Origin of the sequence: Rhizobium gallicum bv. gallicum R602sp, assembly GCF_000816845.1 — a bacterium.
Taxonomy (GTDB): Bacteria; Pseudomonadota; Alphaproteobacteria; order Rhizobiales; family Rhizobiaceae; genus Rhizobium; species Rhizobium gallicum.
In genome coordinates, this window is the sequence record NZ_CP006877.1 from 1 (window position 1) to 16,044 (window position 16,044).

Annotated in this window: 18 protein-coding genes; 15 read left to right on the plus strand and 3 right to left on the minus strand. The window is 57.5% G+C overall.

The features are described from left to right. The first annotated feature begins 475 nt into the window (after window positions 1-475). The 5 genes from RGR602_RS00005 to dnaQ are packed head-to-tail and all read left to right on the plus strand — an operon-like array spanning window position 476 to window position 4,098. On the plus strand, window positions 476-1,297 hold the full coding sequence (locus RGR602_RS00005; RefSeq protein ID WP_022718407.1) for a pyruvate, water dikinase regulatory protein: 822 nt from the start codon (window positions 476-478) through the stop codon (window positions 1,295-1,297). A gap of 34 nt (window positions 1,298-1,331) precedes the next feature. Further along, window positions 1,332-1,931, plus strand: a complete 600-nt coding sequence (locus RGR602_RS00010; RefSeq protein ID WP_039843396.1) for a Maf-like protein — start codon at window positions 1,332-1,334, stop codon at window positions 1,929-1,931. Further along, a complete protein-coding gene (locus RGR602_RS00015; RefSeq protein ID WP_039843397.1) occupies window positions 1,924-2,784 on the plus strand; it encodes a shikimate dehydrogenase in 861 nt (286 codons plus the stop codon). The genes RGR602_RS00010 and RGR602_RS00015 overlap by 8 nt, the downstream gene beginning before the upstream one ends. Next, window positions 2,781-3,392, plus strand: a complete 612-nt coding sequence (gene coaE, locus RGR602_RS00020) for a dephospho-CoA kinase (RefSeq protein ID WP_039843398.1) — start codon at window positions 2,781-2,783, stop codon at window positions 3,390-3,392. Before RGR602_RS00015 ends, coaE begins: the two co-directional genes overlap by 4 nt. Next, entirely contained in the window at window positions 3,385-4,098 is a 714-nt protein-coding gene (gene dnaQ / locus RGR602_RS00025; RefSeq protein ID WP_039843399.1) for a DNA polymerase III subunit epsilon, read from the plus strand. Before coaE ends, dnaQ begins: the two co-directional genes overlap by 8 nt. Before the next feature lie 51 nt (window positions 4,099-4,149). Here dnaQ and secB read toward each other — a convergent pair whose 3' ends face one another. After that, window positions 4,150-4,626 (minus strand): protein-export chaperone SecB, encoded by a 477-nt coding sequence (secB, locus tag RGR602_RS00030; protein ID WP_022718412.1) that lies wholly within the window; start codon window positions 4,624-4,626, stop codon window positions 4,150-4,152. Between the two features lie 81 nt (window positions 4,627-4,707). Then, a complete protein-coding gene (locus tag RGR602_RS00035) occupies window positions 4,708-5,217 on the minus strand; it encodes an FxsA family protein (protein WP_039843400.1) in 510 nt (169 codons plus the stop codon). A 126-nt stretch (window positions 5,218-5,343) separates the two neighbouring features. Here RGR602_RS00035 and RGR602_RS00040 point away from each other — a divergent pair, with 126 nt between their 5' ends. The 5 genes from RGR602_RS00040 to gyrB all read left to right on the plus strand — a co-directional run bounded on the left by RGR602_RS00040 (window position 5,344) and on the right by gyrB (window position 10,666). Then, a complete protein-coding gene (locus RGR602_RS00040; RefSeq protein WP_039843401.1) occupies window positions 5,344-6,045 on the plus strand; it encodes a Tim44/TimA family putative adaptor protein in 702 nt (233 codons plus the stop codon). After that, window positions 6,042-7,160 carry a murein transglycosylase A gene (gene mltA / locus RGR602_RS00045; protein ID WP_039843402.1) on the plus strand — a complete coding sequence of 373 codons (1,119 nt, stop codon included), beginning with the start codon at window positions 6,042-6,044 and terminating at the stop codon, window positions 7,158-7,160. The genes RGR602_RS00040 and mltA overlap by 4 nt, the downstream gene beginning before the upstream one ends. Beyond that, on the plus strand, window positions 7,160-7,723 hold the full coding sequence (locus RGR602_RS00050) for a Smr/MutS family protein (protein WP_039843403.1): 564 nt from the start codon (window positions 7,160-7,162) through the stop codon (window positions 7,721-7,723). Before mltA ends, RGR602_RS00050 begins: the two co-directional genes overlap by 1 nt. Then, a complete protein-coding gene (locus RGR602_RS00055; RefSeq protein ID WP_022718415.1) occupies window positions 7,720-8,097 on the plus strand; it encodes a helix-turn-helix domain-containing protein in 378 nt (125 codons plus the stop codon). The genes RGR602_RS00050 and RGR602_RS00055 overlap by 4 nt, the downstream gene beginning before the upstream one ends. A gap of 133 nt (window positions 8,098-8,230) precedes the next feature. Continuing rightward, window positions 8,231-10,666 (plus strand): DNA topoisomerase (ATP-hydrolyzing) subunit B, encoded by a 2,436-nt coding sequence (gene gyrB, locus RGR602_RS00060; protein WP_039843404.1) that lies wholly within the window; start codon window positions 8,231-8,233, stop codon window positions 10,664-10,666. A gap of 52 nt (window positions 10,667-10,718) precedes the next feature. Here the strand turns inward: gyrB and RGR602_RS00065 are convergent, their stop codons facing one another. Next, entirely contained in the window at window positions 10,719-11,312 is a 594-nt protein-coding gene (locus tag RGR602_RS00065) for a nitroreductase family protein (RefSeq protein ID WP_039843405.1), read from the minus strand. 234 nt (window positions 11,313-11,546) lie between these two features. Here RGR602_RS00065 and RGR602_RS00070 point away from each other — a divergent pair, with 234 nt between their 5' ends. The 5 genes from RGR602_RS00070 (at window position 11,547) to RGR602_RS00090 (ending at window position 16,043) form a co-directional block, all read left to right on the plus strand. Further along, complete coding sequence (locus tag RGR602_RS00070; RefSeq protein ID WP_039843406.1) at window positions 11,547-12,389, plus strand: fumarylacetoacetate hydrolase family protein; 843 nt, start codon at window positions 11,547-11,549, stop codon at window positions 12,387-12,389. Window positions 12,390-12,594: 205 nt separating this feature from the next. Further along, complete coding sequence (locus RGR602_RS00075) at window positions 12,595-13,866, plus strand: polyhydroxyalkanoate depolymerase (protein WP_039843407.1); 1,272 nt, start codon at window positions 12,595-12,597, stop codon at window positions 13,864-13,866. Between the two features lie 144 nt (window positions 13,867-14,010). After that, a complete protein-coding gene (locus tag RGR602_RS00080; protein ID WP_039843408.1) occupies window positions 14,011-14,445 on the plus strand; it encodes a DUF2852 domain-containing protein in 435 nt (144 codons plus the stop codon). A gap of 88 nt (window positions 14,446-14,533) precedes the next feature. Beyond that, entirely contained in the window at window positions 14,534-15,298 is a 765-nt protein-coding gene (locus RGR602_RS00085; RefSeq protein ID WP_039846551.1) for a M48 family metallopeptidase, read from the plus strand. Between the two features lie 76 nt (window positions 15,299-15,374). Next, window positions 15,375-16,043: a phosphoribosylanthranilate isomerase gene (locus RGR602_RS00090; protein WP_039843409.1), complete on the plus strand. Its 669-nt coding sequence runs from the start codon at window positions 15,375-15,377 to the stop codon at window positions 16,041-16,043. Window position 16,044 lies beyond the last annotated feature (1 nt).

Genomic DNA, 16,044 nt, shown 5'->3' on the forward strand with positions numbered 1-16,044 from the left:
TAGCCAGACCGGCGGAGGGGAGAGAGTTTCGCCGTCGAGAACTCTCATGACTTTCCGGCGTGTTTCGCTCAAGCGCTTCGTCCCTATAAAAATCTAAAGATATTTAAAAAGGTTTCTATTTCTTAGAGTCGGTGTCTATCAAGGATTAAAATCCATCCACTGGTGATGCCGAATGTCAGGCGCATCAAAGATATCAGGACAACGTGGAGAGCCATCCATCGGGGTTTCTTGGAGAAGCTCGAATCTAAAAGTGATTCCAAAAACTTGTCTCGAAGGCTGAGGCATTTCTTTCTGTGGATATCGTGTGTACTCTAGATGAGCTCTCCAGCGCGGATCACAAATCCACAGGCCGCGCGCCAATACCCTCCAGAAAATCCGAAATGTGGATAAGGGGTCATGTTTTCCCTTGCCTCAAGCCATGCCGGTCCCTTAGCTCTTTCCCATCCAGTCTTTTCAACAGGCAGCAGAAAATAGCGTGGAGAACCGCACGAACTTCTTCCATCTGCATCTGATTTCTGACTCGACCGGTGAGACTCTGATCTCAGCCGGCCGCGCTGCATCGGCCCAGTTCAAATCTGCCCAAGCGGTCGAACACGTCTATCCGTTGATCCGCAACCGCAAGCAGCTGCTTGCAGTTCTCGATGCGATCGACAACGAGCCAGGCATTGTTCTTTACACGGTCGTCGACCGGGAACTCGCTGCGCTGATCGATGAGAGGTGTGTCGAGATGGGCGTTGCCTCAGTCAATGTGCTTGAGCCTGTGATGGCCGCTTTCCAGCTCTATCTCGGGGCTCCGCTGCGGCGTCGTGTCGGCGCTCAACATGTTATGAATGCCGGCTATTTCGCACGCATCGAGGCGCTCAACTTCACCATGGATCACGACGACGGGCAAATGCCCGAGGACTACAACGATGCCGACGTCGTCATCATCGGTATCAGTCGTACGTCCAAAACGCCGACGAGCATCTATCTCGCCAATCGCGGCATCAAGACAGCGAACATTCCGATCGTCTATGATGTTCCTTTGCCGGAAGCGCTTTTCACTGCAACGAGGCCGTTGATCGTCTGCCTCATAGCAACGACGGATCGGATATCGCAAGTGCGTGAGAACCGGGTGCTGGGTGCGACGCCCGGCTTCGATCGTGGCCTGTATACGGATCGAGCCGCGATCTCCGAAGAACTGAAATATGCCCGCTCGCTTTGTGCGCGGCATAATTGGCCGTTGATCGATGTGACCCGTCGCTCCATCGAAGAGACAGCGGCCGCGATCGTTGCCCTGCGCCCCAAGCTGCGCTAAGCGCTGACATTGTGAACCACGAGCTATGAGACGCATGACATCGAAACTGATTCTCGCTTCGTCCAGTCCATTCCGGAGGATGCTGCTTAAAAATGCCGGCCTGGAGTTTGAAGCGCATGCGGCAAAGATAGATGAGCGCGCAATCGAAGCACCCCTCGAACGAGAGGGCGCATCTCCAGATAGAGTTGCTTTGGTGCTTGCGAGGGCTAAAGCAGACGAGGTGAGCGCCCGGTTTCCGGACGCGCTCATCATTGGCTCGGACCAGACCATGTCGCTTGGCGATCGTGTGTTTCACAAGCCGCACGACATGGCTGACGCCGCCAATCATCTGAGATCACTCTCGGGACAAACACATCGCCTGAACAGTGCGATCGCCATCATCCGGAATGGTGCACTTTTATGGGAGCATGTGTCACACGCGTCGCTGACGATGCGCGTTCTGTCGGCGGATTTCATATCGCGCCATCTCGCACGCGTCGGCAACACGGCGCTTGGCAGCGTTGGCGCCTATCAGCTGGAGGGCGAGGGAATTCAACTTTTCAGCAAGATCGACGGCGACTACTTCACGATCCTTGGCCTGCCGATGCTGCCGCTGCTCGCGAAACTAAGGGGATTGGGTGCGATTGATGGATGATTCACGTGAAACATTCGGCCCGAATGCCTTCGTCACCGGCTTCCCCGTGCGGCACTCACGTTCGCCTTTGATCCACGGATACTGGCTGAAAAAGCTTGGGATTGCCGGAAGCTACCGCGCATACGAGGTTGCTCCCGCCGATTTTGCAGCATTCATTGGATCGCTCAAGGATCAAAGCTCGGGCTTTATCGGCGGCAATGTCACCATTCCGCACAAGGAGTTGGCCTGCCAGCTCGCGGACAGCCCGGATGAACTCTCCCAGGAACTCGGCGCATCCAATACGTTATGGCTGGAGGAAGGAAAACTCCATTCGACCAATACCGACGGTCACGGATTTACCGCCAACCTGAACGCGCGCCACCCTGGCTGGGATAAACACGAGACCGCAATAATACTCGGTGCAGGCGGCGCCAGCCGGGCGGTGATACAGGCGGTGCGCGACCGCGGCTTCAGGGAGATCCATGTCGTCAACCGGACCGCGGCTCGCGCGCAGGAACTTGCCGATCGTTTTGGAGACAAAGTCTATGCGCATCCGATGGGAGCGCTCGCGGAGGTCATGAAAGGTGCTGGTCTTTTCGTCAACACGACATCGCTCGGTATGGACGGCGAAACAGCACCGGCAATCGATTTTTCCCCGCTCGACAGTAACGCGCTCGTCACAGATATCGTCTATGTGCCGCTGAAGACACCCTTGCTGAAACAAGCCGAGGAGCAGGGTTTCGCGATCGTGGATGGACTTGGTATGCTGCTTCATCAGGCGGTGCCGGGCTTCGAGAAATGGTTCAGCAAGCGGCCGGTGGTCGATGACGAGCTTCGTGCACTCGTCGTCGCAGATATGGAAAAACACAGATGATCCGGATCGGTCTCACGGGTTCCATAGGGATGGGGAAATCAACGGCGGCAAAGCTCTTTGCCGGAGCCGGTATCCCCGTCAATGATTCCGATGCTGTGGTCCACGAGCTTTATGCCGGCGAGGCAGCGCAGTTGATCGAAGCTGAGTTCCCGGGCACCGTTCGGAACGGCGTCGTCGACCGTCAGGAACTTGGGCGTCAGCTTTCGCGCCGACCAGATGGCTTCAAAACGCTCGAAGCAATCGTTCATCCGCTGGTTCGCCAGCGCGAAACGGAATTCGTGGAACGCGAAAAAGCACGAGGATCGGAGATAATCCTGCTCGATATCCCGTTGCTTTTCGAAACTGGTGCGGAGACGCGGGTCGACATAGTCGTGGTCGTGAGCTGCGATCCACAGATTCAGCGCGATCGGGTGCTTGCGCGACCGGGCATGACCGAGGAAAAATTCAATATGATTCGCTCGCGGCAGACCCCGGACGCCGAAAAGCGGGAGCGTGCCGATTATGTCATCGACACGGGACACGCCATCGAAATTACGCGGGCGAGGGTGATTGAAATCATCGGGGTCTTGAAAGCGCGGATCGCGAAGGGAGATTTCCGGAATGCGTGAAATCATTTTCGATACGGAAACCACCGGTCTCGACAGCCGCATGGATCGCATCATCGAAATCGGCGGCGTCGAGCTTTTGAACCATTTCCCGACCGGCCGCACGATCCATATCTATATCAATCCGGGAGATCAGAAAGTTCATCCCGATGCGCTCGCCGTTCACGGTATTACCGACGAGTTTTTGAAGGACAAGAAGCCTTTCTCCGCAGTGGTCGAAGAGATCATCGAGTTCTTCGGTGACGCAAGGTGGATCGCGCACAATGCGACCTTCGATATGGGTTTTGTGAATGCCGAACTCGCTCGCCTTGGCATACCGCCGGTCCTGCCGGAGAGGGTCGTTGATACGCTTTCTCTCGCTCGGCGCAAACATCCGATGGGACCGAATTCGCTCGATGCCCTCTGCCGCCGCTACGGTATAGACAACTCACACCGCACAAAACACGGTGCACTTCTCGACTCCGAACTGCTTGCCGAGGTCTATATAGAGATGATCGGCGGGCGTCAGACCGCTCTCGGTTTGAGCGTTTCGGCAACAAGCGGGGCAGGCGACGCCGAGATTGTTCTGGATGAGGCCGTTGACATAGGTTTGGAGCGGCCCAGGCCCCTCGCGCCGCGCCTTAGCGAAGCGGAAGCTCAGGCTCACGATGCGTTGATTGCCGCACTCGGCACCAAAGGCATCTGGGCCAGATACGATCGTCCAAATTAAAAATGCCCGGGCTTTGACCCGGGCACGGCTGTCAAAATCACGTGCTTCGAATCAATTTGTCTGCACCTTTGCGCGCGTCTGCTCTTCGGCGACGCGTTGTGCAAACATCTGTGCGAAGTCGATCGGGTCGATCATCAGCGGCGGGAAGCCGCCATTGCGCGTAACATCGGCAATGATCTGGCGGGCAAACGGGAAGAGCATGCGCGGGCATTCGATGAAGAGAACGGGCAGCATGTGTTCTTGCGGGAAGCCGGCAACGCGGAAGACGCCGCCGTAAACGAGTTCGGCATGAAAGACCGTCTTGTCGCCATCCTTGGCCTCGGCGTTGAGCGACAGCACAACATCGAAGTCCGTATCCGAAAGAGGATTGGCATTGACGTTGACGTTGATATTGATCGCCGGCGCCTTGTCGCGCGCTTGAAGTGACCGCGGCGCACCCGGATTTTCGAAGGAAAGGTCCTTCGTGTACTGAGCGAGAATGGTGAGGCTCGGGCTTGTCGTGCCGCTGCCGTTGTTTTCATCAGCCATTGGATTTTCCTCGAGGGGCATTGGATGTTGCCGCCATCTAACATTTCGGGAAAAGGCTTACAACCCTGGGCGAATCGGTCTCTACTCCCCGAGCCGCTTGCCTGACCAGGGAGACTTGTCGTTAGGCTCGCGGCGATAATCGTCCTCGTCAAGATCAACAACTTTTGAATCCGGCTTGGATTGGTTGCTGAATCCGGACGATCGCGACGCGCTAGAGCCTCTCGCCGCCTCAACGATAACGAATCGCTTGCGGATGTAGTTCCAGGCAAGATCACGAACGGCCGGGATGAAAAGCGCGATGGCGATAATGTCCGAAATAAATCCCGGAACGATGAGAAGCAGCGACGCGATGACGAGCATGGCTGGCCGCAGAAGCTCCCGGCCAGGTATTACGCCGTTTCTCCCCTCGCTCGACATACGCTGCAGGATGCCGATCCCCTGGCGACGAAGCAGAGCCATGCCGATCACAACGCTCAGCACGACGAGACCAAGGGTTGCCAGTAGGCCGACTGCGCGCCCGACGATTACGAAGCCCGCTATCTCCGCCAGCGGCAGCAGCAGCACAAAACCTGGTAGCATTGCAAGTCGCATCGTCTCTCCAACCGGCGCTCGCCGGGCCTCAATGGCAATCGCAAGATTGCGGCTATTTGAATCATCTGTCTATGCGGACTATATGGGAGTACAAATCATAGATGTTAACGGTGGCTGCGGCACGATATGAGTTCAAACGACTTCATCACTTTGTTTTTCCTTGTGGCGGCGGTGCTGATTTTTTTCCAGCTCCGCAGTGTTCTGGGACGCCGCACGGGAAATGAGAAGCCGCCGCGCGATCTCTTTACGCCGCGCGATGCCGCCGGTCCTGAGCATTCCGATGCCGGCAAGGTCGTGACGCTTCCGCGCCGCGATACGCCTGCAGAGGAAGAAGGCCGCTTTGCAGTGGTCGACGCTTTTGCGGCCCCCGGTACGCCGCTCAATGAGCCCCTGCGTGCGCTCAGTAAAGCCGACCCAGCCTTCGCACCTAAGGAATTTTTGAACGGCGCGAAGATGGCTTACGAAATGATCGTCATGGCTTATGCCGACGGTGACAGAAAGACGTTGAAGAATCTTTTGTCCCGCGAGGTCTATGACGGTTTTGATGCGGCCATCGCAGATCGCGAGGCCAAGGGCGAGAAAGTGAAATCCACCTTTGTCGGCATCGATAAGGCGGACATCACACAGGTGGAAGTCAAAGGCAGCGAGGCACAGATTACGATCCGTATCGCCAGCCAGCTGATCTCCGCGACCTACGACAAAGCTGACAAGCTGATAGAAGGCGATGTCGAGAACGTTGCCGAAGTCAACGATATCTGGACCTTTGCCCGCGATACGCGATCGCGCGATCCCAATTGGAAACTCGTGGCGACCGAATCGGAAACATGAGTGACGATAAAGCGGGCTTCGTTCTGCAAGCTGCCGGTTTCGATGAACTCAAGGGCTGGAAGGATGATGATCCCTCCAGCCTTTTTGAAGTCATGGAAGCGTGCCGCAGCCAAGTTACCGGCACGAAACCCTACCGCACCGGATCGCTCGGCCTGAGCACCGACGATCTTTTGCCTCTGCTTAAGGCAGCCCGAAATGCGAAACCCGCATCTGCTTCGGAAGCCCGATCCTTCTTTGAGCAGAACTGTCGGCCGTTCTTTATCAAAAAACTGGACGGTGGCCGGGGTTTCGTTACCGCTTTTTACGAACCGGAAATCGCCGTTTCCGACAAGCTCGATTCTACTTATCGCTTCCCGTTCTACCGGCGACCCGATGATCTGATCGAGCTCGACAATAGCAACCGCCCCGTAGGCCTCGATTCATCCTATGCCTTTGGTCGCCTCCAGGATGGAGAGATAAGCGCCTATCCCGACCGGCAAGCGATCGACCAAGGCTTCCTCGACGGTCGAGGCCTTGAAATCGCCTGGGCGAAATCCAAGGTCGATGTCTTCTTCGTGCATGTGCAGGGCGCGGCGCGATTGCGCTACCCGGATGGACGGAAGGCGCGTATCACATATACGGCAAAGGCCGGGCATCCTTTCTCCGCCATCGGCAAGCTGTTGGTCGACCGCGGCGAAATCGACCGTGCGAACATTTCCATGCAGTCGATTCGCGCCTGGCTCGCAGCGCATCCAGAGCAGGTCGATGATGTTCTCTGGCACAATCGGTCCTATATTTTCTTCCGCGAGGCGCCGGTTGCCGCGTCTAAAGCTGGACCAGTTGCTGCAGCGAAAGTGCCGTTGGTCGCCGGACGGTCGCTTGCCGTCGACCGCCTGATACATACCTTCGGTTTTCCCTTCTTCATCCGTTCCGAAAGCCTGACCCATCTTGATAAGGGTAGGCCGTTCCAGCGTTTGATGCTTGCCTTGGACACTGGCTCCGCGATCGTCGGTCCTGCGCGTGGCGATATTTTTACGGGTTCCGGCGATGAAGCGGGCGAATTGGCGGGTACGGTGCGCAACGACGCGGACTTTGCCATCCTCATTCCGAACGCTGCGGCTGGAAGGTTCGGCTGATGACGCGAGACCGCAAGCTCAGCACGGACGAGCGAATTCTATGGGGCAAGGTTGCGCGCAGTACGCGGCCGCTCGCCGGCAAGAAGGGCGAGTTGACTGAACTCGATGCCTTTCTTGTGGAAACCGAAGCCGAGGTCGCGAATGCCGTACAGAAATCATCTGCCGACACGGAAATGCAAGCTGCAGCGCTGCCCGCGGCAGCGAAGCAGCCTTCCGGCACCCACCATCCACTGGAGCGGCCCGTCAAACGCAAGATCGCCAAAGGCCGGCTGGCACTAGAGGCGCGTATCGATCTCCACGGCCTCGTGCAAAGCCAAGCCCACGTCATGCTTCTCGATTTCCTCATCCGCGCGCACGAGCGCGGCATGCGGCATGTGCTGGTGATCACCGGCAAGGGCAGTTCGATGGGGAGCGAAGGTGCGTTGAAACGGGCTGTACCGCTCTGGTTTTCGAAGCCGGAATTCCGCTATCTGATCTCGTCTTACGAAGCGGCTGCGCACCACCACGGCGGCGAGGGCGCGCTTTATATCCGGCTCTCCCGGCGGCAGGGGGACAGGTCATGACGCCGTTCGGCGAAGCTGTTCGAAAGCTTCGGGCGCGCAAAGGCGTGTCGCAAAAGCAGATGGCAGCGGCGCTCAACGTCTCGCCTGCCTATCTCTCCGCACTCGAACATGGAAAACGCGGCTTGCCGACCTTCGACCTGCTTCAGCGGATCGCCGGCTATTTCAACATCATCTGGGATGAAGCTGAGGAACTCTTCCTGCTCGCCCGCGCATCGGACCCGCGCGTGGTGATTGATACCGCAGGTCTCCCCCCCGAATATACGGCTTTTGCCAATCGTTTGGCGGGCCGGATTCGCAACCTTGACAGTGCAGCTTTGGCCGAGCTCGCCGCTACGCTTGAAAATCTCGGCAAAGCTGACGGAAAAGCGTCATAATCCCCTGCTTTATGCCGGATTCCCAGGCTCTGCCATTGGGAATGGCGTCCAAAAACCCTATATTCCGAAATGAAAAAGGCCGGTGATTCGCAAGGCTCTCCGGGCTCCTACAACAGGGAAATTCAAAGACAGCATGACCGATATACCAGCGACGGAAAACGGCGTTAGCACCGAATATGGCGCGGATTCCATCAAGGTCCTCAAGGGACTTGATGCCGTGCGTAAGCGCCCCGGCATGTATATCGGTGACACCGACGACGGTTCCGGCCTGCATCACATGGTTTATGAGGTCGTCGACAACGCAATTGACGAGGCGCTGGCCGGCCATGCCGACATCGTCACCGTCACGCTCAACCCCGACGGCTCGGTCACCGTGACCGACAACGGCCGCGGTATTCCAACGGATATACACACCGGCGAAGGTGTTTCCGCAGCCGAAGTCATCATGACGCAGCTTCATGCCGGCGGTAAGTTCGACCAGAATTCCTACAAAGTTTCCGGCGGCTTGCATGGCGTCGGCGTCTCGGTCGTCAACGCGCTGTCGGTCTGGCTGAAACTGAAGATCCGCCGGCAGGGTAAGATTCATGAAATGAGCTTCACGCATGGCGTTGCCGATGCGCCGCTCAAGGTGACGGGTGAGGCGGGCAGCGACACAGGCACGGAAGTCAGCTTCATGCCGAGCACCGGAACCTTCACGATGACGGACTTCGATTACGGCACGCTGGAGCACCGCCTTCGCGAGCTTGCCTTCTTGAATTCCGGTGTCCGCATTTTGCTGACAGACAAGCGTCATTCGGACATCAAGCAGGAAGAAATGCGTTATGACGGCGGCCTAGAGGCCTTCGTTTCCTATCTCGATCGTGCCAAGAAACCTCTGGTCGACAAGCCTGTCTCCATTCGCGGCGAAAAGGACGGAATTACCGTCGAAGTCGCAATGTGGTGGAACGACAGCTATCATGAAAATGTGCTCTGCTTCACCAACAATATTCCACAGCGCGACGGCGGCACGCATATGGCCGGCTTCCGCGCCGCGCTGACGCGCCAAGTTGTGTCCTATGCCGATAGCTCCGGTATTACCAAGAAGGAGAAAGTCACACTCCAGGGCGAAGACTGCCGCGAGGGCCTGACGGCTGTCCTTTCGGTGAAGGTGCCGGATCCGAAGTTCTCGTCGCAGACGAAGGACAAGCTGGTTTCCTCGGAAGTCCGTCCGGTGGTCGAAAGCCTCGTCAATGAAGCGCTCAGCACATGGTTTGAAGAGCATCCGAGCGAGGCCAAGGTGCTCGTCGGCAAGGTCGTAGAGGCCGCCGCGGCCCGCGAAGCGGCTCGTAAGGCCCGCGAACTGACGCGCCGCAAAGGTGCGCTCGATATCGCCTCGCTGCCTGGCAAGCTTGCCGATTGCTCCGAGCGCGACCCTGCGAAGTCCGAAGTCTTCCTCGTCGAGGGTGACTCCGCGGGCGGCTCTGCAAAACAGGGACGTTCCCGTGAAAACCAGGCGATCCTGCCTCTGCGAGGCAAGATTCTCAATGTCGAGCGTGCCCGCTTCGACAAGATGCTCTCCAGCCAGGAAATCGGCACGTTGATTACCGCGCTCGGCACGGGGATCGGCAAAGACGAGTTCAGCGCCGACAAGCTTCGCTACCACAAGATCATCATCATGACGGATGCCGACGTCGACGGTGCCCACATCCGCACGCTTCTGCTGACATTCTTCTTCCGTCAGATGCCGGAGCTGATCGAGCGCGGCCATCTCTACATCGCCCAGCCGCCGCTCTACAAGGTTTCGCGCGGCAAGTCCGTTCAGTACGTGAAAGACGAAAAGGCGCTAGAAGATTATCTGATCGGCCAGGGCCTTGAGGATGCGGCGCTGAGGCTCGCAAGCGGCGAAGTCCGCGCCGGTCAGGATCTGCGCGAAGTTATCCTCGATGCATTGCGCCTGCGTGCGTTGCTCGAAAACCTGCATTCCCGTTACAATCGCGCTGTCGTTGAGCAGGCGGCAATCGCCGGGGCACTGAACGCCGAAGCGGTCAGCGATCGTGCCAGGGCCGAACAGCTCGCGACTGACGTCGCCAAGCGACTAGACATCATCGCCGAGGAAACCGAGCGCGGCTGGGAAGGCGGCCTGACCAGCGAAGGCGGGTTGCGGCTTGAGCGAATGGTGCGCGGCGTCAAGGAAGTCGTCGTGCTCGACATGGCGCTGATTGGATCGCAGGATGCGCGACAGATTGATCAGCTCTCGTCGCGCCTCAAAGAAATCTACCAGAGCCCACCGGCGCTTTCGCGCCGCGACGGAGATACCGAAATTTCCGGTCCGCGCGCTCTGCTCGATGCAATTTTTGCAAGCGGCCGCAAGGGACTGACGATGCAGCGCTACAAGGGCCTTGGCGAAATGAATGCCGAGCAGCTCTGGGAGACGACGCTCGACCCGAACGCCCGTTCGCTGCTACAGGTCAAGGTAAACGACGCGACGGATGCGGATGGCCTTTTCGCCCGGCTGATGGGCGACGAAGTCGAGCCGCGCCGCGAATTCATTCAGGATAACGCGCTCAGCGTTGCAAATCTCGATATCTAATTGATTTCTTGTACAAAAAGGCGCGTTCATGGCGCCTTTTTCTTTCACAGAATCAATTAGCAACGAATTTTCCGTTGAAGGCCACCTCCGCAAGCGGCATGCGCTGACTTGGCACTTCGCGTGCCTGGTTGCGCTCCGACAGAACGCTCTTGTCGCCAAGGCGGCCGATGGCTATTCCGGCCTCGACGCGATAGCCTTCCGGAATGGCGAAGGCTAGCCTGATTTCGTCATGTTTGATTCCGCCCATGCCATGGGCGTAGAAGCCGGAAAAGCGTGCCTGGAGGGCGAGATGCCCCCACGAGGCACCAGCGTCGAACGAATGCGTATAGCGCGGTTTGTTCTCCGAGAAAGCGCCACTAAAACTGCGTGAGACAACGAAGATCAGCGCGCAAGCATTTTTTGCCCATTCCTGGTTCGATTCCACGAGCAGGCTAAGATGCTTCTCGAAATGTTCCGTGCCCCTAAGGGCGTAGATGAAGCGCCAAGGCTGCTGGTTGCCGGAAGATGGCGCCCAATGAGCTGCGTCAAGGATCGTCAGCAATTGCTCTTCGGCTATGGTTTCGCCCGTGAAAGCACGTGGCGACCAGCGATCGAGAAACATCGCATCGATCGGATATTCGGATGTGCGGCTATTGGCTTCGGTCATCTTGTTTCCGGATAGTGGTTGAGGGGCTGGAGCGAATGATATTGCCCGCGAACAGAACTTTGCAAGCAAACCCGTCGCCGCAGATGCTTCTCCCTTCATTCAATCCGGCGTGCCAAATTCAGTTCCGGCGAATTTTTTAACAATGCGTACCGCTTCAGCAAAAAGCCGTAATGACACGCTTAGTCGACTGGTCCATAGGTGATGGTAGTCCGTTTTCGATGAGGAGGAGATTTTATGAAGCTGATGCGCGTTGGCGAACCAGGTCGTGAAAAACCGGCGCTACTCGATTCCGATGGCAAGATCCGCGACCTTTCGGCGCATGTTTCCGACGTCGCTGGCGAGGCGATTTCGCCGGCCGGCCTGGCAAAAATCGCAGCGCTCGACGCGAAAAGCCTTCCGGAATTGGCTCCGGGCCGCATCGGTGCCTGTGTTGCAGGCACGGGCAAATTCATCTGTATTGGCCTGAATTTCTCTGATCACGCTGCCGAAACTGGCGCAACAGTTCCGCCGGAACCGATCATTTTCATGAAGGCCACCTCCGCGATCGTCGGTCCCAACGATAACGTCGTCATCCCGCGTGGTTCCGAAAAGACTGATTGGGAGGTCGAACTCGGCGTTGTGATCGGAAAGACCGCAAAATATGTCACCGAGGCCGAAGCGCTGGACTACGTTGCCGGCTATTGCGTCTCCAATGATGTCTCGGAGCGCGCATTCCAGACGGAACGCTCCGGGCAGTGGACGAAGGGCAAATCCTGCGACACCTTTGGCCCAATTGGCCCCTGGCTCGTTACCAAGGACGAGATCGCCGATCCGCAGAATCTCGGCATGTGGCTGAAGGTCAACGGCCAGACGATGCAGAACGGCTCGTCGAGGACGATGGTCTACGGGGTCGCTTATCTGGTCTCTTATCTCAGCCAGTTCATGTCGTTGCAGCCTGGCGATGTCATTTCCACCGGTACGCCGCCGGGCGTGGGCATGGGTTTGAAACCGCCGCGTTACCTCAAGGCTGGCGATGTCGTCGAACTCGGAATCGAAGGCCTCGGCACGCAGAAGCAGACCTTTGTCGCGGATCGCTGAAGCTGTCCGATCCTTAATAAATGTGAGTGTATTATTTGCCGGGAATCACTTTTCCCGGCATTTCTTTTCGCGACACGGCTGCATTTGTTGCTATGCAACAAATAAGCCTGTTACTCTCAATTGAAGTGCCCGCAAACGATGGAAAGAAGTAGATGGTCTGCCTGACGGCGCTGTCCTTTCCGGCAAAAGAAAGGTGGCGCAACTCATGTTTTATCAGCTTTATGAATTGAACCATGCAGCGATGGCGCCGTTCCGCGCTGCCGCTGATGCGATGAGGCTTGTTTATGCCAATCCGCTTAATCCTTTTTCGCAGACGCCGTTTGGCCGCACGATCGCCGCAAGTCTCGAGATGTTCGAGCGGACGACGCGCCGCTACGGCAAGCCGGAGTTCGGATTGAAGGAAACGGTCGTCGGCGACAGCAAGGTGGCAGTGCGTGAAGAGATCGTCTGGTCGCGTGCTTTCTGCAATCTTTTGCATTTTGCGCGCAACACGCCTTCCGGCCACCGTGATCCCCGAATCTTAATCGTTGCACCGATGTCCGGTCACTATGCAACGCTGCTTCGCGGTACGGTCGAAGCGCTGCTTCCGAGCGCCGATATCTACATCACCGACTGGGTCGATGCCCGCATGGTGCCGATGACGGAGGGAACCTTCGATTTCGATGACTATGTTGATTATGTCATCGAGATGCTGCATTTTCTCGGCCCCGATACGCACGTCATTGCCGTATGTCAGCCCTCCGTGCCTGTGCTGGCCGCCGCCGCCGTCATGGAAGAGGCAAACGACCCGTTGTCACCGTCGTCAATGACACTGATGGGCGGACCGATCGATACTCGCATCAATCCGACAGCGGTCAATAAACTCGCAGAAGAGAGACCGCTGACGTGGTTTGCCGAAAACGTCATCATGAATGTGCCATGGCCACAACCAGGCTTCATGCGGCCGGTTTATCCGGGTTTCCTGCAACTCTCGGGTTTCATGTCGATGAACCTCGACCGGCACGTGGTCGCACACAAGGAGTTCTTCATGCATCTCGTGAAGAACGACGGTGAGCCTGAAAAGCACCGCGATTTCTACGACGAGTATCTTGCCGTGATGGACCTGACCGCGGAATTCTACCTGCAAACGGTCGATCAGGTGTTCATGAAGCACTCCCTGCCGAAGGGCGAGTTGATTCATCGTGGCAAGCGCGTCGATCCGGCCGCAATCCGCAATGTCGCGCTGCTGACAGTGGAAGGCGAGAACGACGACATCTCCGGTGTGGGCCAGACGAAGGCGGCGCAGACGATCTGTGTCAACATCCCCGACGACATGCGCATGCACTACCTTCAGCCCGACGTGGGCCACTACGGCGTCTTCAACGGATCACGCTTCCGCCGCGAGATCGCGCCGCGTATCGTCAACTTCGTCCGCGAGCACTCTCGTTCTGGAAAACTCAGCGTCAAGCGCGTCATCAGGGGCGGCAAATCCGCCTGAGTTAGAGGATGCTGATTTAATCTTGCCTGTTCAAGGCCTTGTCCGATTTCGCGGGCAATCGTCTTGAAGGGTTGGCCAGCGGTAACCACATCGATTTTCAGCGCTCGGTATTCTGCCGGGCGCAGAAAGCGAGGATACCGCACGATGAACCAGTCAGCATTGCTTCGCCCGGATTGGACTCCGGCTACCGTTGCGTTGATGGTGCTCGGCTTCGTGGTCTTCTGGCCTCTGGGCCTGGCCATGCTTGCCTATATCATCTTCGGCGAGCGGCTTCGCGGTTTCAAGCGCGAAGCGAACAACGCGACTGACGGCTTTTTTGCCGGCTGCCGCCGTTCGCATGGCCGCTACCGCCCGCATTTTTCGACCGGCAACGTCGCCTTTGACGATTGGCGGAAGGCCGAGCTTGACCGCCTCGAGGAAGAGCGCCGTAAGCTCGATGAAATGCGCGAGGAATTCGATACCTACATGCGCGAGCTTCGTCGCGCCAAGGATCAGGACGAATTCGACCGTTTCATGCGCGACCGAAAGAATGCAAAGCGCGATGACAATGGCCCGGTTGCCGAATTTCAGACGCCTTAACGTGTCAGTAGATGATCAACAGACCGGCATCAGCGATGCCGGTTTTTCTTTGCCCGGATTTGTTGCGAATCGTATAGAAAAAGCGCTTATGTTTCCGCTCCTTTCCAAGTCGCAACGGACTGCTGCACGAAAACCTGCCCCGCCCGAAACGCGGACGCTGGACGTCGCAGGCAGGCTGATGCCGCTCACGATCAAGCAGCATGATCGCGCAACCCGTATTACGCTGCGCATCGAGCCCGGCGGCAGAGCGCTGAAAATGACGGTTCCGAAGGGCCTTGCGCAGCGCGAGGTCAACGCCTTCCTCGACCGTCATCAGGGATGGCTGTTGACGAAACTGGCAAAGTTCTCCGTCGACAATACCCTTCACGATGGCGGCGAGATCCTTTTGCGCGGCATCAAGCACCGGATCGAACATACCGGCAGTCTGCGCGGCCTCACCGAGGCAGTCATGGTTGGCGACCGGCATGTGCTGAAGGTCAGCGGCCTACCGGAACATCTTGGCCGCCGGATCGCAACCTTTCTTAAGAAGGAGGCGCGCTCTGACCTCGTGCGGCTCGCGCACTTCCACGCACGTTCGATCAAGGCGCCGATCAAGTCGATTTCCATGAAAGACACGCGCAGCCGTTGGGGCTCATGCTCGTCGGAGGGAAATTTGAGCTTTTCCTGGCGCGTCGTCATGGCGCCGGCCTCGGTGATCGATTATCTAGCGGCCCACGAAGTGGCGCATCTCAGAGAAATGAATCACGGCCCGCATTTCTGGGCGCTTTGCCAAAAGCTCTGCCCGCATATGGAAGATGCGAAAACCTGGCTGAAACGCTACGGAAGCCAGCTTCACGCAATCGACTTTGATTGAGCGTTTAGCCGCGGGAAATTAAGCCTTAGTCGCAAATTGGCTCGACTCTTTTGCCTTTTCGTGTCACTTCGCTGCCATGAAACCCGATATCAAAATCTGCGGCCTGAAGAGCGCTGAAGCGATCGAGCGCGCGGTGTATCGCGGCGCGAACCATATCGGTTTTATCTTCTTCGAAAGAAGTCCTCGTTATATCGAGCCGGACGTTGCCGGAAAGCTTGCCGATGCTGTCCGCGGCAAAGCCAAGATCGTCGCCGTCACCGTCGATCCGACGAATGATGAACTCGATGAAATCGTAGCGCTTTTGAAGCCGGACATGATCCAACTTCACGGCAACGAGAGCCCGGAACGCGTCTTGACGATAAAGGCCGTCTACGGTCTCGCGATCATGAAGGTATTCTCTGTTCGCAGCGCCGATGATCTGAAGCGGGTTGAGGCTTATATTGGGATAGCCGACCGGTTTCTCTTCGACGCCAAGCCGCCGAAGGGGTCCGAATTGCCGGGCGGCAACGGGGTTTCCTTCGATTGGAGCCTGCTCGGCCAGCTTGACGATAGCGTGGATTACATGCTTTCCGGTGGGCTGAACAAGGACAACATCGCCGAGGCGCTGACGATCACCAAGGCGCCGGGCATCGACGTATCCTCCGGCGTCGAAAGTGCACCCGGCGTGAAGAGCGTTGCCATGATCGATGATTTTTTCGATGCGGTCGAGAAGGCTTGCGAGCCTGAAACGGTCTCAGGGAGTTGAG